Source organism: Glutamicibacter sp. AOP5-A2-18, assembly GCF_052446055.1.
Taxonomy (GTDB): domain Bacteria; phylum Actinomycetota; class Actinomycetes; order Actinomycetales; family Micrococcaceae; genus Glutamicibacter.
In genome coordinates this window covers 2,478,919-2,503,059 of the sequence record NZ_JBQSVW010000001.1, presented here as the reverse complement: position 1 = coordinate 2,503,059, position 24,141 = coordinate 2,478,919, and the positions used below count along the sequence as shown (strand labels likewise).

15 protein-coding genes and 2 pseudogenes are annotated in these 24,141 nt (G+C 51.9%); 12 read left to right on the top strand and 5 right to left on the bottom strand.

Going from position 1 to position 24,141, the window contains the following annotated elements; genetic code table 11:
• Nucleotides 1–243: 243 nt before the first annotated feature.
• Both ACT3RW_RS11965 and ACT3RW_RS11960 read left to right on the top strand, forming a co-directional pair.
• Nucleotides 244–1,719 (top strand): family 43 glycosylhydrolase, encoded by a 1,476-nt coding sequence (locus ACT3RW_RS11965; RefSeq protein ID WP_444613911.1) that lies wholly within the window; start codon nucleotides 244–246, stop codon nucleotides 1,717–1,719.
• Between the two features lie 65 nt (nucleotides 1,720–1,784).
• Nucleotides 1,785–2,699 (top strand): annotated as a pseudogene (locus ACT3RW_RS11960) (ABC transporter substrate-binding protein); the annotation flags it as partial.
• A 32-nt stretch (nucleotides 2,700–2,731) separates the two neighbouring features.
• On the opposite strand, the gene ACT3RW_RS11955 reads toward ACT3RW_RS11960, so the two are convergent.
• Nucleotides 2,732–4,009, bottom strand: a complete 1,278-nt coding sequence (locus ACT3RW_RS11955) for an ISL3 family transposase (RefSeq protein WP_444612521.1) — start codon at nucleotides 4,007–4,009, stop codon at nucleotides 2,732–2,734.
• 107 nt (nucleotides 4,010–4,116) lie between these two features.
• On the opposite strand from ACT3RW_RS11955, the pseudogene ACT3RW_RS11950 reads away from it, so the two are divergent.
• The 10 genes and pseudogenes from ACT3RW_RS11950 to ACT3RW_RS11905 all read left to right on the top strand — a co-directional run.
• Nucleotides 4,117–4,545: pseudogene (locus tag ACT3RW_RS11950) on the top strand (ABC transporter substrate-binding protein); the annotation flags it as partial.
• Between the two features lie 70 nt (nucleotides 4,546–4,615).
• Complete coding sequence (locus tag ACT3RW_RS11945) at nucleotides 4,616–5,497, top strand: carbohydrate ABC transporter permease (RefSeq protein WP_262199709.1); 882 nt, start codon at nucleotides 4,616–4,618, stop codon at nucleotides 5,495–5,497.
• A gap of 32 nt (nucleotides 5,498–5,529) precedes the next feature.
• Nucleotides 5,530–6,411: a carbohydrate ABC transporter permease gene (locus ACT3RW_RS11940; RefSeq protein ID WP_262199710.1), complete on the top strand. Its 882-nt coding sequence runs from the start codon at nucleotides 5,530–5,532 to the stop codon at nucleotides 6,409–6,411.
• 38 nt (nucleotides 6,412–6,449) lie between these two features.
• A complete protein-coding gene (locus tag ACT3RW_RS11935; protein ID WP_444613910.1) occupies nucleotides 6,450–7,427 on the top strand; it encodes a LacI family DNA-binding transcriptional regulator in 978 nt (325 codons plus the stop codon).
• A gap of 641 nt (nucleotides 7,428–8,068) precedes the next feature.
• Nucleotides 8,069–8,746 carry a hypothetical protein gene (locus ACT3RW_RS11930; RefSeq protein ID WP_444613909.1) on the top strand — a complete coding sequence of 226 codons (678 nt, stop codon included), beginning with the start codon at nucleotides 8,069–8,071 and terminating at the stop codon, nucleotides 8,744–8,746.
• A 303-nt stretch (nucleotides 8,747–9,049) separates the two neighbouring features.
• Nucleotides 9,050–10,618 carry a type I restriction-modification system subunit M gene (locus ACT3RW_RS11925; protein WP_444613908.1) on the top strand — a complete coding sequence of 523 codons (1,569 nt, stop codon included), beginning with the start codon at nucleotides 9,050–9,052 and terminating at the stop codon, nucleotides 10,616–10,618.
• A complete protein-coding gene (locus tag ACT3RW_RS11920; protein WP_444613907.1) occupies nucleotides 10,615–11,829 on the top strand; it encodes a restriction endonuclease subunit S in 1,215 nt (404 codons plus the stop codon). The genes ACT3RW_RS11925 and ACT3RW_RS11920 overlap by 4 nt, the downstream gene beginning before the upstream one ends.
• Nucleotides 11,826–12,668 carry a restriction system modified-DNA reader domain-containing protein gene (locus ACT3RW_RS11915; protein ID WP_444613906.1) on the top strand — a complete coding sequence of 281 codons (843 nt, stop codon included), beginning with the start codon at nucleotides 11,826–11,828 and terminating at the stop codon, nucleotides 12,666–12,668. The genes ACT3RW_RS11920 and ACT3RW_RS11915 overlap by 4 nt, the downstream gene beginning before the upstream one ends.
• Complete coding sequence (locus tag ACT3RW_RS11910; RefSeq protein ID WP_444613905.1) at nucleotides 12,665–15,712, top strand: type I restriction endonuclease subunit R; 3,048 nt, start codon at nucleotides 12,665–12,667, stop codon at nucleotides 15,710–15,712. Before ACT3RW_RS11915 ends, ACT3RW_RS11910 begins: the two co-directional genes overlap by 4 nt.
• Nucleotides 15,712–18,534 carry a TrlF family AAA-like ATPase gene (locus ACT3RW_RS11905; protein ID WP_444613904.1) on the top strand — a complete coding sequence of 941 codons (2,823 nt, stop codon included), beginning with the start codon at nucleotides 15,712–15,714 and terminating at the stop codon, nucleotides 18,532–18,534. Before ACT3RW_RS11910 ends, ACT3RW_RS11905 begins: the two co-directional genes overlap by 1 nt.
• Nucleotides 18,535–19,005: 471 nt before the next feature.
• On the opposite strand, the gene ACT3RW_RS11900 is transcribed toward ACT3RW_RS11905, so the two are convergent.
• The 4 genes from ACT3RW_RS11900 to ACT3RW_RS11885 form a co-directional block, all read right to left on the bottom strand.
• Complete coding sequence (locus tag ACT3RW_RS11900; RefSeq protein WP_444613903.1) at nucleotides 19,006–19,290, bottom strand: hypothetical protein; 285 nt, start codon at nucleotides 19,288–19,290, stop codon at nucleotides 19,006–19,008.
• A gap of 1,080 nt (nucleotides 19,291–20,370) precedes the next feature.
• The gene (locus ACT3RW_RS11895; RefSeq protein WP_444613902.1) at nucleotides 20,371–21,666 is read right to left on the bottom strand and encodes an MFS transporter; all 1,296 of its coding nucleotides are present in this window, start codon (nucleotides 21,664–21,666) and stop codon (nucleotides 20,371–20,373) included.
• A 38-nt stretch (nucleotides 21,667–21,704) separates the two neighbouring features.
• On the bottom strand, nucleotides 21,705–22,610 hold the full coding sequence (locus ACT3RW_RS11890; protein WP_444613901.1) for a carbohydrate kinase family protein: 906 nt from the start codon (nucleotides 22,608–22,610) through the stop codon (nucleotides 21,705–21,707).
• Nucleotides 22,607–24,079 (bottom strand): glycoside hydrolase family 32 protein, encoded by a 1,473-nt coding sequence (locus ACT3RW_RS11885; protein WP_444613900.1) that lies wholly within the window; start codon nucleotides 24,077–24,079, stop codon nucleotides 22,607–22,609. The genes ACT3RW_RS11890 and ACT3RW_RS11885 overlap by 4 nt, the downstream gene beginning before the upstream one ends.
• Nucleotides 24,080–24,141 lie beyond the last annotated feature (62 nt).

Here is a 24,141-nt window from a genome sequence, read left to right as displayed (position 1 = left end):
TTTCTGAAACTTCTTAACTGCCGAGGACAAGAGCTGGCTCAGGCAACCGCGCCGCATTGCTGCAGGTTCATAGGGTTCCGCAGTCAGTGCAACGCTCAACATGAGGCACCTAGCGTCTCATGGGTCCTTGCACTTGAACCCATAAAAGTACGTTTGTAATTTCTTTGCTTAACCGGTTGACCAATTGTGACTGACGCCACTAAGGTGTTGCTTAACCGATTAACCTCAAAGAAGAGACAGATCATGACAGTACGAGGGTTTTACCAGCCGAACGACGCGTGGGTCGGCGATGTCATTCCTTGGCAGGAAGATGGAGTCTTCCATCTGTTCTACCTGCACGAAGATCGCGGAGCTACCACCGGGGGAATGCCTTGGTACCGCGTTACAACCGAAGACCTGGTGACCTACCGTGAAAACGGTGAGGCAATCGCATCCGGTGGTCCGCTGGCCGATGACTTCAACATCTACACCGGCAGTATTGTGCTTGATGACGAAGGTACACACCACGCTTTCTACACCGGACAAAATCCAGAGAACCTCGGTCAGGACGGCCGGGCACTTCAGCTGGTTATGCACGCCACGAGCCACGACAACATGACCTCTTGGCAACGCCACCCGGAACACACCTTCGGAGCCGTCCCAGGATATGAGTCTGGAGATTGGCGAGACCCATTTGTCTTCTGGGATGCCGACGCGAAGTTGTGGCGAATGCTCATCGCTGCTCGCCACGAAAGCGGCCCGGAACGACGACGCGGAACCATCGCGCAGTGCACCTCCACCGATCTCAACCACTGGGAACCAGTGGAACCGTTCTGGGATCCACGACGCTACGTGGCTCACGAATGCCCTGAAGTCTTCCAGATAGGGGACTGGTGGTACATGGTCTATTCCGAATTCAGCGACGCATTTACCACACGCTATCGAATGGCACGGGATCTAAAGGGGCCTTGGATTGTTCCCGAATACGACACCCTCGACGGTCGGGCCTATTACGCAGCTAAGTCTGCGGAACGCGATGGACGTCGGTTATTCTTCGGCTGGATTGCCTCCAAGGAAAACTCACATGATGACGGGCCGTGGCAGTGGGCAGGAACCATGTCCGTGCTTGAAGCTGAGCAGCGCAGCGACGGAACCTTAGCTTTTCACCCGCCTCAAGAATTCCGGTCAATATTCACCAGTCAAGACGTTTCATTGCCTGCCGGGACCCGGCTCAATGCAGCCGATGGCTACAGCGATATCCTCACCGATAAGGACACCCCAAGCGCATTCCGCCTACGTGCTCACTTCGAGGTGGAAGAGGGAACCAGAGAATTTGGTGTCCTATTGCGCGCCAGCGCCGACGGAGACCAAGGCTATGCGCTTAGACTTGAACCACATCGTGGACGGCTAGTTCTCGACCGGTGGCCACGACGGGCCACAGGGACGGAACAATGGCATATCTCCGGAGATGTACCCTTCGCGATCGAGCTGGAACGACCATGTTCCCTCGAACCGGGGCACCACAAACTAGAAGTCATCGTGGATGCAGATTTGTGCGTAGCCACTTTAGATGACGCCACAGTTCTAAGTACTCGGCTCTATGACAGGCCAACCGGCCGGGCCGGAGCCTTTGTTGGAGAAGGAGCAGTTACGATCTCTCACTTCTCAGTAGCAACGCGAGAGGCTAATCAGCCCGCCGCACAGATCAAAGAGAACAGACTCGTCGCACCCTCAGCCTGAGGGCTCGACCTAGCACTGCGCACAATCCACCTAGATGCACCATCACTTCAACGGAGAACTGAGCCATGACCAGAACACACCGCAAAACCAAATTTCTGCCAATCCTCGCCGCCGCTGCCCTAGCACTATCCAGCTGCGGAGGAAGCTCCGCAGGAGCTGATCCCACCGACATCAATCCCACCGGAGAAATCGAAGCCCGCGAAATTTCGTGGCTGCTCTCCAGACCAGCAGATGGCGGGGTGATCAAGACTATGGAACAAATTGCTGATGAATACGCGAAAGATCATCCTGGATTCTCGTTGAACCTCATCACCACACCAGATAGGCCTTCCTACATTCAGAAGTATGAGACCCTGGCCGCAGCCAACAAACTTCCTGAACTCTTTGACACTGACGCGACGCCTTTCGCTCAAAAGCTGGCCGGCCAAGACCGGATGGTGGACGTTGATCTGCTACTGAAAGACCTCGGACTGGACAAGGAATACCGTGAAGCCGCGCTGAACTACCAGCGCTTTGATGACGGGTCCCTGTACATGGTTCCTTTCGAGTTCCAGCTGGAATTCTTCTGGTACAACAAAGACGTCTTCAAATCCGCTGGCGTCCAAACACCTAAGTCCTTGGATGACTTCCCGGCCATGTGTAAAGCTCTAAAGGAAAAGGGCGTCACCCCGATCGCATTGGATGGCCAAGACCAGTGGCCCCTGGAACGCTACATGTCCTATTACCCGTTCCGCATGACTGGCCCTGAATACGTGCAGAAGCTGAAGACCGGTGAGGCAAAATTCTCTGACCCAGAAGGTAAGGCAGCCGCAGAATGGCTACAGTCGCTTGGTGAAGCAGGTTGCTTCCAGAAGGGCTTCTCATCCACCGGTTACGCCGATGCGCAAGCACTCTTTACCTCCGGTAAGGCAGCTGTCTACAACACCGGTACCTGGGAGCTGAGCAACCTGGCCACCGAAACCCTAGACGCTGGCGTACGTGGCTCTTAAAAGTTAAGCGTGGCGCAGGATGCTCAGCACGGCCGTAGCCCCGCCGTATACAAGAGTATCCGCACCCGGTAATGATCATGATTCCGGTACCCTCGACCAATACGTTTCAGGTTCTTCGCCGTCAGATTCGCCGCCTCACTCCTAGCGTTGGTCAACCTCGTACGCACGAACACCAACAGTTCCCTTCGCCAAGCCGTGAGCGTGCGGAATAAGGACTTCGCTTCCACCATTTTCGTGGCCTTCACGGATTTCTCCACCACCGCCCACCGGGCCTGGAACTCATGGACATCCGTGGCATTCAACAACTGCCTGACGTGTTCTTTAATCCCGTAAATCACACCCAGTTCAGGATCGGATTCCAGGATCAACTTCAACCGTTCCACTTGCTTGATGGATAGGTTCTCCAGGTTGCAGGTCAATAATTTCCGATACTTATACGCCGGATCAGACACCCGGCCGCGACGGTCAAAGACTTCGTGGGACCTGCGTCGGCGCACCTGAGTAATCATCAGATTCGCACGCTGGATCACATGGAAATGATCCACGCTGATCTTCGCCCTCGGCAGATTCTCTCGCACCGCTTTACGAAACTCTGATGACATGTCGATAGCAACGTATTGGACGCGTTGACGCCAATACCTTGGCCTGGATTTGAACCACTTCTTCACTGCTGCGCCGCGGCGTCCGTCCACGATGTCCAGGATCTTGCCGGTATCCAGGTCCGTAAACACAATCGACCATGGCTCAATGCGAACGACTTTTCCCCTCCGACCTCGGGCGTAGCGGACTTTGCGGAATCGGTGTTCATCGATGCCTAGTCGGCGGATGAACATGCGGTTCACGTCCCCGACGAGTTCACCAACACTGTTAAGTCGGGTCATGACCGTAGGCCAAGACACCCCATGCGCCGCTGCGACCCGAGAAACAGCACGTAACTCACTACTCATCTCGTCCACGAGTTGTTGGGAAAGTCGTGTGGTGATCCTGGCCCGGAAGGGTAGCTGTTCGGTGGTTTGCACGAAGGAACGCCGTGAGCAGCCAGTTTCTTGGCAGGCCATCCGTCGTTTGCGCACCATGACTTGCAGGTCTGTGCCGCCTACTGGCACGTCTTTCACCCGGTGTATTGGCCTTGCCTGGATCCTAGTGGTTAGCACCCCGCAGGAAGGACATGCCGCTTCGGTGGCGGCGGGCTCAACAAGTACCTGCCGTCCGACAGGTGCTTGGGTCACGGTGATGACGCGGTAGTCGGTGAGGTTCAACAGAATCGACGCAGGGTCGATTGACCCGGTATCCTTGATCACGGCTCGTAGTTCCTTGCAGATGAATAGTTTTAGTCGACATCCATCTTCGCAGAGGACTGCGAGCCTTACTTATTTTGGGGTCACCACGCTAAAAATCGAAGAGCCGCGTACGTAAGGATGTTGACTACTTCACCCTGCCCACCATTGATGGTTCAGCGACCGCAGAAAACGAGTACGTGACCCCTTCAGGTATTGGCATGGCAGTAAATGCCCAGACCTATGATCCTCTGGTTCGCGACTTCTTGGCCTTTGCACTGGAACGTTATCCAGCGCTCTACGCTTCCACCGGTGCTCTCTCACCAACTACGGGTGCAAAGACCACCGTCCCAAAGAAGGCCACGAAGCTCTATGACCGTGCCATCAAGCAGGCCAATGACGTGGGCAGCAACATCGCGATGCCTTGGGATACCCAACTGGACCCGGCAACAAATACTCGCCTGCAGCAGGAACTGACTTTGCTTGTCCAGGGGGACATCACCGCTGATGAGTTCGTGACCACTATGGACGCAACTTTGAAGGAGAACGTCGGTGGCTAGCAATACACAAACGGCCATTGTAAATAGGCGCGCACGTCCTCCTCGTCAACGCCGCAAAGCTGTTCAGTCCATGCTTCCGCGCCGCTCAGCATTATCTGTTGCTGTTTTCTTAGTGCCACCGTTGATCATTTATGGTGTCGCGGTCCTACTTCCCATCGTTCAGTCGCTGGTCCTCAGCTTCTATAAGTGGGATGGCATCACCGACATGAGATTTGTCGGCCTAGATAACTACGTGAAGATGCTTTCGCGTGATGACGTGTTTTGGACGGCGTTCGCCAATGCGCTGGGTTATCTGGTCATCTGTTTGGTCCTGCAATTAGGCGGAGCACTAGTTGTCTCAAGCCTGCTCACCGCGTTGCCTCGCGCGCGGGAACTCGTCAAGACGCTGTACCTGTTGCCCGCGGTCATCTCTACCGTGGCCATTGCCTTCTTGTTCCTGCGGGTCTACTCACTTGAACCTGTTGGCATGCTCAACCAGGTTCTGCAATGGGTTGGGTTGGGGGACCTACAAACTGCATGGCTCTCAAATGTGCAGACAGTACTTGCCGCGGTGTCCATTCCTGAGGGGTGGAGGTACACCGGCCTGTACATGCTGATCATCTATGCAGCGTTGATCTCAGTGCCACGAGAACTTGAGGAAGCCGCTCGTTTGGATGGGGCGTCCTGGTGGCAGGTCTTCTGGAATATCCGCTTCCCACACATTCGCCCAGTCTGGATCACCACCACGATCATGGCCACCACTTTTGCTCTGCGTGGCTTTGATATTCCTTATCTCTTGACCAACGGCGGGCCCGGTCAATCTTCAGAACTGCTGACAACCTACATGTACAAAACAGCGTTTGTTCACACGGACTACGGTTACGCCAGCGCGATCTCCGTATTCATTGTGATCGAGTGCTTGGTAGCTGTTGGCCTGATCTACCTCCTCCTGCGACGTAAGGACGAATCGTGAGCACTGCTGTTCAGATTGAAACGGAAAAGCCCATGACTACACCGATAGCTGAGAAGCCACCAGCAGCACCAAAGGCCAAACGGCCACGAGGCAGCGTGCACCGCACCTTACTGATCGTGACCGTTGTGCTGATAGTGATAGTTCAGGTGTACCCGCTGCTGTGGCTGTTCTTGACCAGCTTCCGCACCGCGGCCGACTTTGCTGGTGGCAACCCATTTGCGTTGCCTTCCGAGTTCACCCTAGATAACTATTCGCGCGCATTTGCGACGGGAAATTTGGGACTGAACATCGTCAACAGCCTGATAGTTACCCTTGGCTCTAGCGCGCTGATTGTTGTTGCAGGAATGATGGCGGCCTTCGCCTTGCAGGTTCTGGGCTTCCGCTTTAGCTCGGTGGTTCGTGCACTATTCTTACTGGGCATTATTGTTCCGGTGCAGATCGCTTTGGTGCCATTGTTCATTGACTACTCCAAAATTGGATTACTCGATACACACCTGTCAATGATCATTCCGCTGGCAGCGTTCTCATTGCCGATGGCCATCTATCTGTTCTCCTCGTTCTACGGATTCATTCCCCGTGAGACTTACGAGGCAGCGTCCTTAGATGGTGCAGGACCCTATCGGATCTTTACTCAGATCACCTTCCCACTGTCTTTGAATACCATCGTCACGGTGATTCTGGTGAACAGTATTTTCATTTGGAATGATTTCATCTTCGCCAATACCTTTGTGCTCTCCGATGGGCTGAAGACCATTCCTCTTGGATTGCAGAACTATATTGGTGCTATGGGCAATACAGACTGGACAGCGACGTTCGCGGCCGTATGCATCTCGGTGACACCACTACTGCTGGTATTCCTAGTCCTGAACAAGGCAATGATTCAGGGACTAGAGAGCGGGGCCACCAAGGGATGAGCCAAGTAAGACAACCTAGACAAAATTCACCGGTCACCATGCGAGATATCGCACGGGAAGCAGGTGTTTCGGTGGCCACCGTATCCCACGTAGTCAATGACAAGCCTGGGGCGCGGATTGGTGAAGAAACCAAACAACGCGTCCATGACGCCGTTGCCAAGTTGGGCTACCGTACCAACGCGTTAGCCAAGAACCTCTCGGTAGGATCTTCACGATTCATTGGACTGGTTGCGGACGCAATTGCAACCACACCTTTCGCAGGCCAGATCATCCACGGTGCTCAGGATGAAGCGTGGAAACACGGATACGTTCTATTGGTCGCCAACACCGATGGCAACCAAGCCGCTGAGCAGGATGCCATCGCAATGATGCTTGAACACCAAGTACGGGGGATCTTGTATTCCACTTGGTACCACCGTGAAATCGAAGTGCCACCGTCACTTCTTCAAACAGATACAGTCCTGGTTGATTGCTTCTCCACGGGCAGCGGACTACCGGCAGTGGTGCCAGATGAAGTGCAGGGCGGTAGATCCGCCACCGAGGAACTGATTGCCGCTGGGCATGAACGGATTGCGTTCATCAATACGACAACTGCTTCACCAGCGTTAACAGGCCGTTTGGCCGGCTACCGAGGTGCGCTTGAAGCTGCCGGTCTGAGCTTTGATGAGGATCTGGTATTTCCTGCAGCTCCAGAGCAGGAAGGCGGGTACGAGGTCACGGCGGCAATTATTGACAGCGGTGTGAGCGCAGTGTTTTGCCACAATGACCGAGTGGCCATGGGCCTATATGACGGGCTACGAGAACGCGGCCTGCGCATACCGGATGACATTGCCGTTGTTGGTTTTGATAATCAAGAAGTCATTGCTGCCCATTTACGTCCGACGCTGTCCACGATTGCCTTGCCCCACTATGAACTTGGCGCCGCAGGCATTCGAGTTCTCCTAGGGCTTGAGCCAGAACGAGATGATCAGACGTACTTGATCAATTGCCCAACAATCCGTCGTCAGTCTCTCTGACCAAACCACCAAATATTCTCAGGCTTTTTCGTAGCCCCAAAGATCAAGATCCTCACCGGTACTGCAGCGAAGCGGAGACCGGATGCAGAAAGGAACGCGCAATGACGCACGTATTTTCTCGTCGAAGTTTGTTTTCAGTAGGCCCATGGTCGTAGAGAAATCACTTCGAGCGATGACGAGGAACGATTTGAAGGACCGTAGTTGCCAACAATTTCATGCTTCCAGGCGCAAATAGTTTACTCATAGGGCTTTACAGGTTGTTTTCGCCGTTCGTTGAAAATGTCATCGTTATGCGTAAAGGGATCCCGGCAGTAGTGCATTCGTGCTACGGTCTTGGATAAATTCAACTAAGAATGACACCTCGAAAGTCCGCTTCGGAGGCCGTGATGGTAAGAGTCAGCTCGCATTTGGATGACGAAAGTAGTCGTCAGCTAAGAATGTTGTATTTCTCTGCAGCTTCGAACCCGATAAATGGCGATGGTGGGCCAAAATCTAAACCGGTTGAAAGTCACCCAAAGATCGGCCGAGACGTTCCAAAGATGCTCGGAGGTAATGTGGCCTCCGGGAGAGCGAAGACAAAGAAGCCGAAAGGCCTCCGCGTGCCAGCGCCGTCGAGGCCTGCAACCAAGAAAGTCCATCAGGTGGCAGGGGCAGATCATGCATCAGTTCAGTTCCAATTCCCAAAAACTGATACCAGTCAGCAATTGCGGCGTAGTTCAGTGGACGATTTCGCTCCGATAGAGCGCGCCGTTGCGATGCTTTGTATAGAGGAAGATCGCTTCAGGTGGCTGTGCCGAAAGAACAAGATTGTGATGGTGTCGGCTGACGGCGGGCTCTTTGTTCTCAAAACCGATGTCGAAGTATTGAGAGATGAACTGATTCGTTCTGCGTCTCCCATCTATCTAAGAACTGTAGCAAGGCTGGAGAGCAGGACAATTGAACAGCTAAAGTCAGCGTGCACAGCCAAACATGTTCAAGTGTTTACTGATCCTGTAAAAGGACCGATGATTTCGGTGGCTAAGTTGCCCGAACTACTAGAGTCCCTGCGACGACGGCCCGTTGAAGGTTCTCAGAGCATAGGTGGGCACCGCATTTCAAGCGAACCGAATGCACGCAGTAATCTCAAAAGTGTTGACGGAGCCTGGAACGTTGAGGGCACTCCTTTGAAACGATACGAGGAGAACGAAGCAAAGAATCGCAGGCAGACGGCGTCACTTTCGGCTGGGAACAAAGGAATTGGCAAGGGATCTACTGAAAAAGTTCCGTTTGTTCGGATCGTAAGTGGGGGATTGCCGACCTTGGGCAAAGGGCACAAATAGATTCCTCAAGGACAATACGGTCAATCCAATTGTGTCGGGCGCATGTTTCCACGCTTGGTCGAGTCGCTCTGGGCAGCGTGAGGTGGGATTGCTACGTAGTCGTGGTCTCGCTCAACCCTGGAAGTACGTAGTCGTGGTCTCGCTCAACCCTGGAAGACAGTGGAGTGGCAGTGCGAACGACGATGGTTTGATACCAAGAATTAGATTCTCTATATAAATGTGACCTGATGAAACCGTCCGGTCGCTGGGGTAATGTTTCTCTTAAGAATCATTGAGAAATAGTAAGACAAAAATAGAGAGTCGATGGTCGGCACCGTGAAGGAACAGCAACGAGCAGAACTGCACAAAACAATCTGGCAAGTGGCCAATGATCTTCGCGGTTCGGTGGACGGCTGGGACTTTAAGTCATACGTCCTAGGCATACTTTTCTACCGATTTATCTCCGAGAACCTCATCAGCTACATCAACACGGGTGAGCATGAGTCTGGCGATGCTGAGTTTGATTTCGCACAGCTTTCTGACGAAGAAGCTGAATTTGCTCGCGAAGAAATTGTCAATGAAAAGGGCTTCTTCATTCGCCCATCTGAACTGTTTGAAAACGTGCGCAAGCGTGCACCTCAGGATGAGAACCTGAATGAAACACTTGAGAGTATTTTCCGCGATATTGAAGGATCAGCAACCGGTACCGACAGCGAAGACGATCTCAAGGGCCTCTTCGACGATCTGAACGTGAACAGTAGTAAGCTCGGCAATACCGTGTCGAAGCGCAACGGCAAAATGGTCAAGCTTCTGGACGCGATCGGTGACCTCCCTCTGGGTGGCAAGTTCTCGGATAACTCCATTGACCTATTTGGTGACGCGTACGAGTACCTGATGCAGATGTACGCATCCAGTGCCGGAAAATCTGGCGGCGAGTATTACACCCCGCAGGAAGTCTCTGAGCTGCTAGCAAAGATCACCACGGTCGGTAAGACCCGTGTGAACAAGGTGTATGACCCAGCGGCTGGTTCGGGTTCACTCCTGCTCAAGTTTGCCAAGGTACTTGGCAAAGAGAACGTGGGCGGGTTCTATGGGCAGGAAATCAATCTCACCACCTATAACCTCGCCCGCATCAACATGTTCCTGCACGACGTGAACTACGAGCATTTTGATCTAGCGTTGGGCGACACCTTGCTAGAACCACATCACTGGGACGATGAGCCGTTTGAAGCGATTGTCTCTAACCCACCGTATTCGATCAAGTGGGAGGGCGATGCCAACCCAATCTTGATCAACGATCCACGTTATGCGCCGGCTGGTGTGCTGGCGCCTAAGTCGAAGGCAGACCTTGCTTTCACGATGCATATGCTGCATTGGTTGGCGACAAACGGTACCGCAGCGATTGTTGAGTTCCCTGGCGTGCTTTACCGTGGCGGCGCTGAGCAAAAGATCCGTAAGTATCTGATCGACAACAATTACGTTGATACGGTGATTCAGCTTCCTGCCGACTTGTTCTTCGGGACCACTATCGCGACCTGCATTATCGTGTTGAAGAAGTCGAAGAAGACCAATGACGTTTTGTTCATTGATGGTTCCGCTGAGTTCGTGCGTGGTGGTAATAAGAACAAGCTGAGTGAAGACAACCAGCAGACCTTGCTTGATGCGTTCACGAAGCGTGAATCTTCGGAACACTTCGCAACCTTGGTTGAGAACAGCGCTATCGCTGCGAATGACTACAACATTGCGGTGTCGTCGTATGTCGAGGCAGAGGACACTCGCGAAGTCATCGACATTACCGAACTGAACGCGCGGATCGAGCAAATGGTTGCCCGCCAGGCTGAGCTGCGTACTTCAATTGATGCGATTGTGGCTGATCTGGAGGGCGCAAAGTGAGCCGCATAGATGAGTTGATTGCCGAACACTGTCCTGAGGGTGTTGATTTTAGGCCGCTTGCCGAAATTACGAGCAAGAGTACGGGTATCAAGTGGGCCTCCGTCGCGGATGCTTCATTCAAGTACATTGACCTATCTTCCGTAGACAGGGTTACCCGACGAATCGGGGAAACAGTCTCTGTCACGGCCGCGGATGCACCAAGCAGGGCTCGTCAGGTCGTACGAACAGGCGATGTTATCTTTGCTACGACTCGTCCTACTCAGATGCGTTGGGCTGTCATCCCGGAGGAATACGATGAGCAGATCGCGAGTACCGGATATTGTGTATTGCGACCGAACAACGACGTAATCCTGACTAATTTTCTGGCTCATATTCTTGGCACGGGTAATTTCAGTCGTTATGTTGAATCGAATCAAGTCGAAGGAAACTACCCATCAATTCCTGACAGTCGTATTCGTGAGTTCAAAGTACCTGTTCCTCCGTTGGAAATTCAGCGTGAAATCGTTCGTATTCTTGATACTTTCAGTAAAATGGAAGCGGAGCTGGAAGCGGAGCTGGAAGCGGAGCTGGAAGCTCGGAAGCAACAATATGAGCACTATCTGAAGTTGCTTCTTGCGCAAGAAGACGGTGAAGTAACGTGGATGTCCCTCGGCGATATTGGCCGGGTAGCTATGTGCAAGAGAATCTTTAAGTCAGAGACCACGCCAACCGGCGAAATCCCATTTTTTAAGATCGGTACGTTCGGCGGCCAACCAAATGCGTTCATTTCGCGGGAACGATACGACGATTACCGCGCTCGCTATTCATTTCCGAATAAGGGTGACGTCCTAATATCAGCTGCTGGAACAATCGGGCGCGTGATTTCTTATAGTGGCGAGGCTGCATACTTTCAAGACTCCAATATCGTTTGGCTTGAACATGATGAATCCTTGGTGACCAACGATTATCTCCGCTACTGGTATCGAGTAGTGAAATGGAGTACGGACGGTGACATGATCAAACGTCTATACAATGAAAATATTCGGCGAGCTCGAATTGCCGTTCCTTCACTTGAGGAACAACGACGCATCGTTGAAATTCTCGATAAATTTGATGAACTCGTAAATGATCTCTCAGTTGGCCTGCCTGCCGAACTTTCCGCTCGTCGCCAGCAATACGAGTACTACCGCGACAAACTTCTTACCTTCAAGGAGTTGGAGCCTGCATCATGAGTACCACCCCGGTGAATGTGCAGATACCTTCGGATACCGAAGCGCCGATCATTGCTGACTTTGTCGAGCATGCACTGCGAGTAGCGTACTTTGACCGTCAGCACTGGACGTCTCTGCCCGCGAGCGATTGGGACGCGCCTGGCGTATATGTCCTGATGACAGCCGACGGATCGAATCGAGTGTATGTAGGGCAAGCACGCAAACTACGTGGCCGCTTGCAGCAGCACAACAACAAGGAAAAACTTCCTTGGCGTCGGGCTCTTGCGGTGAAGCGCGATACCACCGCCGGGTTCAACACTGCCGAGATCGGGTATCTGGAAGGACGTATCGCGGCAGAGCTAAATGCCCTGCACCAGATCACGGTCATTGAAGGCCAAACCAGTGGTGACGAGACACTGCCAAAACACATGATGATCTCCCTGGACGCGTTCGTGAAAAGCATCCTCGGTGCCCTGCGCCTGGCTGGGCTGGATATCAGCCGGAGTAATCCTCAAACGCTGACCGAAGACGAGCAATCTTCATCTGCGCCAGTGCCATCTAACAAGCCGAATAAGACGGTGACCGTTGCTGACTTGGTTTCTAGCGGTGTGCTCCAAGCAGGCCATGCCTTATTCCTAAGCCAAGCAGGTAAAGAGGCCGAAGGCAGTGTCACCGCGGACGGAGAGATTATCGTTCGAGGTGTTTCCTATAGATCCCCGAGTACCGCAGCCGCAAAAGCCCTTGAACTGCAATCCTCTAACGGTTGGACGACTTGGAAAGTCAGCAGCCAGTCCGGCCCGCCGCTCGATACGTTGCGACAGCAATGGCTAATACAACTAACGGAGGAGGCAGAGAAATGATCGAAGCACAGGCACGCAAGTACAACACCATCGCGGTAAGTAACGAGAGCACTGTTGTTTCGGTTTATGATGCCGACCCGTCAAAAGAAACGACGTACCAGTCGGAATCACAGCTGGAACGTGAACTTATTCGCCTACTCGAAGGCCAAGCCTATGAGTATGTGGAGCTGACGAGCGAAGACCATCTCGTCACAAATCTTCGGGCCCAGCTTGAAGTACTGAATCGCTTCACTTTTTCTGACGATGAGTGGCTACGGTTCTTCAAAGAACGGGTCGCTAGCACCGGGGACGGGATCGTCGAAAAGACGGTACGCATCCAAGAAGACCATGTACAGCTGTTGACGCGTGATGACGGCACGACGAAGAACATCACCCTGCTGGATAAGCAGAATATTCACAACAACCGTTTGCAGGTCATCAACCAGTATGCGGTGGATCGTGGTGAAGGCGGGGCAAGCTTTTCCAACCGGTATGACGTGACCGTTCTAGTCAACGGTTTGCCGATGGTACATATCGAGTTGAAGCGTCGCGGAGTGCCGATTCGCGAAGCCTTCAACCAGATCGACCGATACCAGCGAGATAGCTTCTGGGCCGGCTCGGGCCTATTCGAGTACGTTCAGCTATTTGTGATCAGCAACGGTACGCAAACAAAGTATTACTCGAACACCACGCGCCGTCAGCATATTGCCGATGCGACGGGTATGAAGAAGAAATCCAAGACGTCCAATAGTTTCGAATTCACTTCGTGGTGGGCTGATGCGCAGAACAAGCCGATTCTTGATCTGACGGCGTTCGGCAAGACGTTCTTCGCTAAGCACACCTTGTTGAATATCCTCACCCGTTACTGTGTCCTGACCAGTGACCGATTGCTCCTGGTGATGCGGCCGTACCAGATCGTGGCGACCGAGAAGATCTTGCAGAAGATCGATATCTCCACGAACTACAAGACTCTGGGCTCTCAGGAAGCTGGTGGTTACGTCTGGCACACGACTGGCTCTGGCAAGACGCTAACCAGTTTCAAGGCAGCTCAACTCGCCTCACGTCTGGCGAGCGTGGACAAGGTACTTTTCGTCGTTGACCGCAAGGATCTGGACTACCAGACGATGAAGGAGTACGACCGGTTCGAAAAGGGATCGGCGAACTCGAATAATTCGACGGCGGTGTTAAAACGGCAGTTGGAGGATCCGTCAAAGCGGATCATCATTACGACGATTCAAAAGCTTTCAAACTTTATCTCAAAGAATAAGGGCCACGAGATCTACTCCGGCCATATCGTGCTGATTTTCGATGAGTGCCACCGCTCCCAGTTTGGTGACATGCACACGGCCATTACGAAGGCGTTCAAGCGGTACAACCTGTTCGGGTTTACCGGTACACCGATTTTCGCTGAGAACTCCGGCACTGGTGGCAACCCACGGTTAAAGACGACTGCACAGGCCTTCGGGGACAAGCTGCATACCTATACGATCAAAGACGCGATCACCGATCAGAACGTTCTTCCATTCCGTATCGATTACGTGAATACGATGAAGGTCGGCTCCGTCATAGACAAGCAGGTGTCGTCCATCGACACGGAGAACGCCTTGCTGTCACCTGTGCGCGTCTCTCAAGTGGCCTCGTATATCTTGGAGCACTTCGATCAGAAGACGAAGAGATCCGTTGGTTATGCGCTGGGGGAGAAGCGTGTGCGTGGGTTTAACTCTCTCTTTGCTACAGCGTCAATTTCAGCGGCCAGGACCTACTACAACGAGTTCGAGCGCCAACAAGCCGGGCTAACGCCTGACCGTCGGCTGAAGATCGCTACAATTTTCTCCTACGCACCGAATCCTGATTCCGAAGTCGGATTGTTAGATGAAGAAGGATTTGAGACAGAAAACCTTTCGGGGGATGCGCGTTCATTCCTAGAAACGGCAATTACTGACTACAACAAGATGTTTGGTCAGAGCTACGATACAAGTTCGGATAGCTTCCAGAACTACTACAAGGACTTGTCGCGACGGCTCAAGAGCCGTGATTTAGATATGGTCATTGTGGTGAACATGTTCCTCACCGGCTTTGATGCGACCACGATGAACACTCTGTGGGTGGATAAGAACCTGCGCTCCCACGGGCTGATACAGGCCTATTCGCGAACGAATCGCATCTTGAACTCAGTGAAGACATACGGGAACATCGTAAACTTCCGGGATCTGGAAGAAGCAACGAACGACGCGATTGCCCTCTTCGGCAACAAGGAGGCAGCTGGCATTGTGCTGCTCAAACCGTACCGCGAATACTATGAAGAGTATGCGAAGAAAGTCTCTGACCTTCTGGAGAAGTTCGTTCCCGGACAGATAATCGAGGGCGAAGCTGCGCAGAATGAGTTCATCAAGTTGTACAGCGAGATCTTGCGACTGAAGAACATCCTGACCTCGTTTGACGAATTTACTGGAAACGAGATTCTTTCGGAACGACAGGCTCAAAACTATCAGTCGGTCTATCTTGATCTTTGGAATGAGCGTAAGAAAAAGGACTCTGGCGAGAAGGAACAAATTACCAGCGACCTTGTCTTTGAGATTGAGCTGATCAAGCAGGTCGAAGTCAATGTTGACTACATTCTGTTGCTCGTACAGAAGTATCGAGAAGAGCGCGGTGATGGGGACGATAAGGAGCTACGTGCAGGGATTTCACGCGCAATCGACTCTAGCCCTTCTCTCCGCAATAAGAAGGACCTGATCGAAGACTTTGTTGACTCGGTGTCTGTGGATGGTTCAGTTCAGGACGAATGGCAGGCATACGTTCAAGCGCAGCGTGAGAGCGAGCTTGAAGAGATCATCGTTTCGGAGAACCTGAAGCGTGATCAGACCTTAGGATTCGTTGACCTGGCATTTACTGATGGGGTGCTGCGTACTGCCGGCACAGAAGTAACGAAGATTTTGCCGCCCGTGTCGCGGTTCTCGAAAGAAAAGAATCATGGGGAGAAGAAACGACGTGTGATCGAGAAGCTCACGGAATTCTTCGAAAGATATTTTGGACTTAACACAATTTCAAAAGGAGAAAAGTAGTGTCGATAACTCCACGTGGATCTGAATGGCGTAAATGGGATTTGCACATGCACGCGCCAGGAACAAAGCTGAGCGACCAGTATCGGGGTAGCGATAGTTCGACTCTGATCGATGAATTTTGTCGGATTGTCAACGAATCGGACGTGGCAGTTCTTGGCATAACTGATTATTTTTCGTTTGACGCCTTTTTTGCCGTGCAAGAAAAGTACCTAGCCATGTACGGCGACGATCATAAACTTCTACTCCCCAATTTAGAGCTTAGGCTCCCAGTTTCGCTCAATAAGGAAGGTCAAGCAGTAAACCTCCATATAATTTTCAACCCGGAAATTTTTACGCGCGAGGTCGCGAATAAGTTCCTTTCGAACTTACAGACAGCTGGAACCAAAGGCAGAGATAGAACGCGAGTAAATTGCGATGATTTGAAAAGTTCTGCTGACTACCAAAGCGCAACCGTCAGCCTTGACGCAATAGACGATGCCATCAGAGCAACCTTTGGGGATTTCGCAATTGCACCGTTATCTCGTCAGGAGCATCTTGTTGTCATTGCTTCTGCCAAGGGTGACGGAATCCGTCCTGGAGGTTCAGGAATTAAGCGTAAAAACCTACTGACGGACGAAATAGATAAATATTGTGACGCGTTCTATTCGAATGCGGGTTCAAAAAACTATTTTCTGGACAAGAATCGCCTTGAGACTTCGGAAAAAGTCGCTGCAAAGCCAGTATTTGATGGATGCGATGCGCATAGTTTTGAAGACCTACGAGCAAACCTCGGCAAGGCAAACACTTCTGAAGGCCAGCGTAGGAGCATTACTTGGGTAAAAGCAGACCCTACATACTCTGGCCTTCTGCAGACACTCATCGAGCCTGCGGAACGGGTTATTCTGCATGCTGTAAGACCAGATCAGAAGGAACCCTATAGGGTTATTTCAAGAGTCACATTCAGCGGTACGGCAGATTTCCCAGGTGAAATTGTATTTAACCAAAATCTCAGCTCAATAATCGGTAGTAGATCCTCAGGGAAGTCCGCACTTTTGGCGCATATTGCTTACGCAGTGGACCCAGAAGGAACGGTAGCAACTCAGACTGAGGCTCAAAAAATTAAGGACTCGAAGGATGCAGGACCTGCCGCGGGTTTTACTTGGAATGACGTAGCTGATATGACCTGCCAAGTAGAATGGGCATCTGGAGGGACTACCGCTGGGAAAACAATCTATATACCTCAGAATTCCCTCTATCGGCTTAGTGAGCAGCCTGAAGAAATTACTAAGAAGATTTCACCTGCGTTGTTTAGGGCTTATCCGGATCTTAGGATCTCACATGAGAATGCTGTCAACAAGATTGTTCTGGCAAATAGCACAGTGAAGAACCAAGTGGGAACGTGGTTCTCGCTTGCGGAACGAATTGATGCTGCTAAACAAGAAGCTACCGACCTTGGAGATAAGGTAGCGATTGTTGCAGAGCGGGACCGCCTCCAACTCGAGATCAACGAAATCAAATCTAGAGCCCACCTGTCAGATAAAGAAGTTTCTACTTACCAGCAGATTGCGCAGAATCTAGGGGAAAATTCCAAAAGGCTCGACGAAATCAATGATGAAATCGGTCGTCTATCCCCATATGTGATACATGATATTGAAAACGCCAAAACTGTAAATGTCGCGGATGCCGTGCAAGTATCTGTTGCAGTTCGCCCTAACGACTCTGAAGTTCCGACCAAGGTTTCAGCCCGCATCGCTAAGATCAAGTCCGATTCATCTCGTCAAATCATTCAACTAGTTGAGGAAGAACTCCGCGCGGCACTCATAGGTCTTGTTAATGAGCGTGAAGAAATTAAAAAGAGTAGTCAATCCATAAAAGAATCAGATAAGGATCTAATTCAAAAACACGATGCAAATGACGAGCTGTCGGAAATTGTAGAAAAGCATAAAAAACAGGTTGCTCGGCTCGGCGAGATAGAAACGTCGGAGAAGTCGCAGCTCAAACTGTCACATGATCAAGACGTGTGCATAGAGACCCTCAAGCAAGCACTCGTAGATCGAAAAGTCGCCTTGTCTGGCCTGCTTGAGACCTTTTCAGCTGAGCCGAGAACGCTTGAAGGACTATCTTTTGGTGTCGAAGCCGAAGTGCTCGACGAAATCGTCAAACACGTAAGTGCTGGGTTTAGTCAGCGTAAAGTAAGTGAATTCATTGAGAACCGGGGGGCTGTAGTTTCCTATGAAAAGGCTCAGTTAGACCCCGCACTATTCCTTTCTGCGCTCCGTAGCGGCGCTGTTGCACTTAACAAGAATTATGTTCCAGAAGTCGTTGCTGCTGATGTCTTGACAATCACTGAGGAAATTCGTTTTTCGGCGGAGCTTGACTCTGACAGGATTGGTGGATTCGCGAAGTCTTCGATGACCCCTGGAAAGCAGGCGCTGTTCGCGCTAACGTTGATTCTAAATGAGTCTCAGGAGCCTTGGCCTCTTCTGATTGACCAACCTGAAGATGATCTGGACAGTCGTTCGATTTACGAAGTGATTGTTCCATACATCATGAATCGGAAGAAAGAACGCCAGATCATTATGGTGAGTCACAACGCAAACCTAGTGATTGGGGCAGATTCTGAGCAAGTGATCGTTGCCAATCGTCATGGAGATGACAGAAGGAACACGGATAATCGAATGTTTGAGTACTATTCAGGTGCACTTGAACATACTCAAACGGTCAACAAATTGAGCCAGACGGCTCTTGGTCGATATGGAGTTCGCGAGCACGCTTGTGAGATTCTTGATGGCGGAGAAGAAGCGTTCGAAAAGCGCAGGAATAAGTATAAGATTCTTGCATAACGGATGCCAGGATTACTCTCGCAAGGCGTACACCGGCGGTAATCAGAATTCGATAAACTTGAATAGCTCCTAAATAGGGTTTGTTGGTAACGCACGTCCGGCGACCTGGTGTGTGACATCTCGTTACTTCATAGACACTGAAACTCATCAGTTCTTAGACGGTGGATCACATGACACCACCTAGCCGGAATCCGGATATCATCTACACTGACTAGAGGTACCCGCTACCCGTATTTAGCAAGCAGGGAAGCTAGGACCGTTCAGAGATACTAGAAATTTCCGCCTCAAGCTGAATTTGACTCCGCTACCTCAATAAGGAAGTCAACGTCGCCACATGACCTGAAATACCCCTCACGAGTTGGACATATAAATCAGTTCACTAGCTATGGTGTATTCCAAGCGTCCATTCCGCTTGTAAGGTGGGGCAATATAAATGAATGACACGGCAGTGGGGACGAACCGTCCGAGGATTTACCTCGCCAGTTTACGGGCAGCTACATCGGGTAACGAGCCACGCATTTCATCGTAATCGAGTTCTTCAATTTGCACCGGAGTGCGATAAAAACCGTCCTTGATTTGATGCTGCTTCCATTCTAGAGACCGATAGAGCATCAAATCAGCGACGGTCCCACCACGAGCTGTTTCATTGATAAAGCGAGCGTCGGCGGACCGGTGCCGAAAACGTGCAGCACCCGGTCCCGAGAACAGCTGTTTCAGGTGGTCAGGATTGCAGTACCGCCAAGCACGATTCTGCACGGCTCATTCGGTACTTCGCGTTGCGAGTTGTATGGTGAAGAGTTTCTTCGCAACTAGATCAATCTTCCGTCAATCGCAGTGCAGAATCGCGCTTCAAAGTACTGCCATTCCTGCCACTTGAAACCACCGTTCTGCCAACCGGGAACTGCCAGCTACTGGTGATGCTCCACGTTGGATCGTTCAGGGAGATTTTGGCTCTGGATCTGTCAAGAAGAACCTTGCTCGACCGGGTGGGAGGCGGACATGGTGCGCACCCGGATCATTTGTGCACGTGGAGCTCCGTGCCTCTCAGATAGTTGCGTGGCGATGTTATCCCGGTGGCCAACCGGGGATTGATCTGAAGAGTCTCTCGGGCCAAGGGTTTGAGCACGCAGGAATTCACAGACGTTCTGCCCCCGCGGAACCATGCAGCGTTGCATGCATTATCCGTTGATCATATGGCCACATCATCGGGTTGCACCGATTCGTTCGGCATGGAGTTCTAACGGGACAGATTTCACCTCATCAGCAGTACCATCTAGCAGGAATTGAGATACCAGGTCGCAAGAATCGAGCGGTACCCGGTCACGGGAACAGCATTACCTTCAAGCGCTATTCTGCACGCAGCCATACCTTTTGATCTAAATTGTCGGTCGGTACATCTACGGTGTTACTGTCCGAAGTTTTCATCGTCGCAAGGGCAGGAACTACTGTGAACCAGGAAAGTATTCATCGCGTAAGCGTTATCTTTAAATGCCGTCATGGAGATGCACATCCTTTATGCGTGACAGTTTCCCGCGGCGTGCCACCCGAATTGCGCTGTGAGCCAGATAAACCCACTGGTTATGGACGTAACGGTGGCGGCCAGTGTCTAGTCCCAGCGGATTTGACGGTCAGAGTTGAGCGTCAATTGAACCGGGACCTTCTCGAGGCTAAACGTCGTGGCTATGTGCTGATTCAAGAGTAGGTGCGTAATACTGGAAGCCCCGATCACAGATTTGAAAAAGTGATGAGTCTTTCTTCAGGTGACTCAGAGTGAAGCGGGGCCGGTTCCTGACGAATAATCGACAGCAACCGGCCCCGTTTCTGCGCTATATCTAGTTACGCATCAACAGCAGTTTTTGAGTGACGCAAGAACGGGTCACCATCAACTTGCTGATCATCTTTCTTCAGCGCAAAGAATCCGTAGACTCCGGCTAGCAGTACCACAATGGCGATGGTGATGAAGGTCTGCTCGTTGCCTACGCGGTCGTGTAGTGCACCCAGTGGGGTGGACAGAACGACATTACCAATCTGAGCCGAGACCTGGAAGCCAACCAGGTACAAGGTGGCTGACAGTGCTGGGTTGAAGTGTAAGGTGAAGTAACGGAACACCGGCAAGATGAATAGCGGAGTTTCGATTGCGTGCAGCATCTTGATGGCCGAGACCAATAGTGGATCATCCACCAGGGCACAGCCCAAGATGCGAACGAACATGATGGCTACGCCCATGAGCAGGGAAGCACGCACACCCACGCGACGCATAATGATTGGGACGATACCCAACATGGCAGCTTCAAAGAAGACCTGTACTGAGTTCAAGATTCCGTACACGCGCTGACCGGTTGCAGGATCATCAAAGAGTCCGGTGTAGAACTCTGGGAACATCTGCTGATCAAAGACGGTGTAGAAGGTCCATGAGAGCATCACGAAGATGATGATTAGCCACAGGCTAGGCAAACGGAACAGGCTAAGCATTTCACGGAATGAAGGCGTGGAGGCAGGGGACATGATTCCCTCTACCGGACGCTTTGGCACAGGCTCACCCTTTGCGCGTGAGAACAACAGTAGTGCCAGGTGTACAAGTCCAAGTACGGAACCAATCCAGAAGTTCAGCATTGGGTTGATGGTGAACAGGAAGCCGGCTGCCAAGGCAACTACGGCGTAGCCGAAGGATCCCCACATGCGTGCCTGACCGTATTCAAAACCGAAACGACGGCTGTAGCGTTCAGTCAAAGCTTCAAACAGACCCACACCAGCAAGGAAGCCAATGGAGAGCACAATGGCGCCAAGGATGACACCGGTCATGAAGTTGCTCTGCAGTAGCGGCTGGTAGACCCATGTAACGAATGGTCCAACCAGTGCGGTCACTCCAGCCAGTACAACGGTCAGATGCTTCTTAACACCCAGACGGTCTTGAATAGCTCCGTAAGCAAACATGAGGACCAATGTGGCCAGTGAGTTTACCGAGTACACGGTACCGACCTGTGCACCGGTCAGTGCTAGACCAGTCGTTTCGCTGGTGAGCCAGATTTGGAAGAAGGACCACCAGATACCCCAGGATGCAAAGAACAACAGCATCGAGAAGGAACTTTGGAGGTATGTCGGATTTCGTAGAGAAGTTGTAAAGCCAGCCATCTTTGCCCTGGTTTCTTTCGTGTGCATGTAAAGCGAGATTAGTGAGTGAGTGCGTTAGTGAAGTCTTCAAGCCATGGGGGATTTGCTCCGGCCTGTGCCACTGTCAGTGCAGCAGAAGTAAGTGCACCACGTAAAGCTTGTTCAATGTCTTCGGATTGCAGTTCAGTTCCGTCACGAAGTGCTTTGACGAGATCTGGAAGGGAAAGTACTCCATAGAGTAGTCCGGACATAAACGCGTCTCCGGCACCAATGGTGTCCTTGAGATTGGTGGGGGAGGCCTCAACGTCATAGCGCTTGCCAGCAGCAAGTGCCAAGCACCCGTCGCCACCCTGCGTCATGACAGCCAATGCTGGACCGAGGCTAGCTACGTGTTCCAGTACTTCCCACGCTTCTAGGTCAGGGTAAAGCCACTGGCCATCCACGTCACTGAGCTTCACTACGTGGCTGAAACTAATGAGCAATTCAATGCGCTTCAGTGCAGCCTCTCGGTCTTCCACCAGATCCGGGCGTAGGTTCGGGTCATAGCTACGCAAGGAATCAGCAGATGCATTTTCAAATGCGTCCACAATGCACTGGCCGGATGGTTCAATCCATGCGGCGATGGATCCGGTGTGCAGCAAAGCGGTCTGTGCATCCGCGTCCACCGCAGGAATCTGCTGGTGGATATCAAAAGTGTAATGAGCGTTGGAGTGCTCATCCATCTCTACCTGAGCTACCGAGGTGGAACGTTCCGTGACTGAACCCGGTGCAACCTGGACACCTGAATTGCTCAGATGTTCAGCAATTTGCTCACCATAGGTGTCCTGACCAAATTCGGTGTGGAACTGAACCTTGCGCCCAAGACGGGACAGGCCAACAGCAACGTTGAGTGGAGATCCACCTGGATGTGCAGTTTCGCCAACAACATCAACAAGTGATTCACCAAGAACGGTAATCAGGCTCATGCGTTGGTACCTGCTTCAATTTCTTCCAGCGGCAGTACGGCAACCGAGGCATTGGTTCCGCCGGCTAATTTCAGTACGCCATAGGCTGGTGCAGCTTCACCGGTGAGCTGATCGGTCAGCGAGCGAAGTCCATCTGCAGCAAGGATTTCAATGGAACCGTGATCTAGCAGAACCTGGACCGTGATTTCAGCCAGCCCTGCTGGCAGTGGCATGCGCTGCGTTGATGCGTAGAGTTCATGATCAACTAGGCCCGCGGTACGCTCATGGGTCAGCAAGGCAGACTCGACAGTAATTTCACTGATCAGGCTCTCGTCAGTCCGGTAGAACGACAACTTTGCTGATTCACTGACGTTGCCTGCAAGGTGCAGTTCAAGCAGAGCCGGGGAACCCAACTCAATGCGAGTCTCTGCGCCGGTTACTGACTGAGAAACAACATCGGTGACTGGCAGTCCAAGGATCTGCTGACGGATCTCGAAGTTACCTTCAGCGTCCTTGACCAAGTCCAGGGTGCGAGCGGTACTCATCGAACCGCGCCATCCATCATTAGGAGGATCACGGGCATAATCCCAGTTGCTCATCCAAGCAATCAGAGTCTGCTGATCAACTGGCAGTCCGTGGAAGCTGACGCCGGCGTAGAAGTCGCGTCCGTAGTCCAACCATTTAGCAGCGCTCAGTGCTTCAAAATCCAAGCCTTCTACTGCGGCTACGTCTTGATCCGGGGTGAAGGTAGTGCCGTCAAATTCACCAACAAAGTATTGGGTACCTGAACCGCCAGCAATGCCGCCTGGGTTCAGCGAAACAATCATGACCCACTTGAGCTGGTCAGTTCCGGAAACTGGAAGCTGGAACAAATCCGGGCATTCCCAGATGCCAGTGACTGCTGCCTTTGGCCCGAAGCTGGAGAGCTCAGTCCAATCAATCAAATTCTCGGAACGGTAGATCACTACGCGACGTTCAATCGCTTCTACAGCTACTAAGACCCAGTAGGAGCCTTCAGCAGATTCGTAGCGGGAGACTTTAGGGTCACGGAAGTCTTTGGAACCGCGGTCAATGACTGGGTTCTGTGCGTACTTGGTGAAAGTCGCGCCACCGTCCAGCGAATAGGCAATGGCTTGGGACTGGTTGGTCTCGTCCTTGGCTGCTGCGGTGTAGATGGCAATAACCGGTGGGATGGTTCCGTCGCCGAAGCCACTGATGTTGTCATGGTCCACCACGATGGAGCCAGAGAAGATGTCAGCAACGTCGCCATGCAGGATGGCAATAGGCAGTTCTTCCCAGTTCACTAGGTCAGTGCTTACCGCATGTCCCCAGGACATGTAGCCATGGCCAACACCATTGGGGTTGTGTTGGAAGTACAGGTGATATTGCTTTCCGTCAAAGAACAAACCGTTGGGATCATTGATCCAGTTTTTCTTTGCTGTGAAGTGTAGCTGTGGTCGCTTCACCGCGACCTGCTGGGTTTCGGGCAACGCTGCCATCCTTCAATAAGAGAGTGCTAAATGCATTTAGCACAAAACTCTAGCAGTGTGAT

What these genes read in the sequence shown, in the direction of transcription:
- ACT3RW_RS11890 (WP_444613901.1), bottom strand. Translation starts at nt 22,610, where the DNA reads ATGAGCCTGATTACCGTTCTTGGTGAATCACTTGTTGATGTTGTTGGC.
- ACT3RW_RS11895 (WP_444613902.1), bottom strand. Translation starts at nt 21,666, where the DNA reads ATGGCTGGCTTTACAACTTCTCTACGAAATCCGACATACCTCCAAAGT.
- ACT3RW_RS11935 (WP_444613910.1), top strand. Translation starts at nt 6,450, where the DNA reads ATGCGAGATATCGCACGGGAAGCAGGTGTTTCGGTGGCCACCGTATCC.
- ACT3RW_RS11925 (WP_444613908.1), top strand. Translation starts at nt 9,050, where the DNA reads ATGGTCGGCACCGTGAAGGAACAGCAACGAGCAGAACTGCACAAAACA.
- ACT3RW_RS11915 (WP_444613906.1), top strand. Translation starts at nt 11,826, where the DNA reads ATGAGTACCACCCCGGTGAATGTGCAGATACCTTCGGATACCGAAGCG.
- ACT3RW_RS11910 (WP_444613905.1), top strand. Translation starts at nt 12,665, where the DNA reads ATGATCGAAGCACAGGCACGCAAGTACAACACCATCGCGGTAAGTAAC.
- ACT3RW_RS11940 (WP_262199710.1), top strand. Translation starts at nt 5,530, where the DNA reads ATGACTACACCGATAGCTGAGAAGCCACCAGCAGCACCAAAGGCCAAA.
- ACT3RW_RS11965 (WP_444613911.1), top strand. Translation starts at nt 244, where the DNA reads ATGACAGTACGAGGGTTTTACCAGCCGAACGACGCGTGGGTCGGCGAT.
- ACT3RW_RS11945 (WP_262199709.1), top strand. Translation starts at nt 4,616, where the DNA reads ATGCTTCCGCGCCGCTCAGCATTATCTGTTGCTGTTTTCTTAGTGCCA.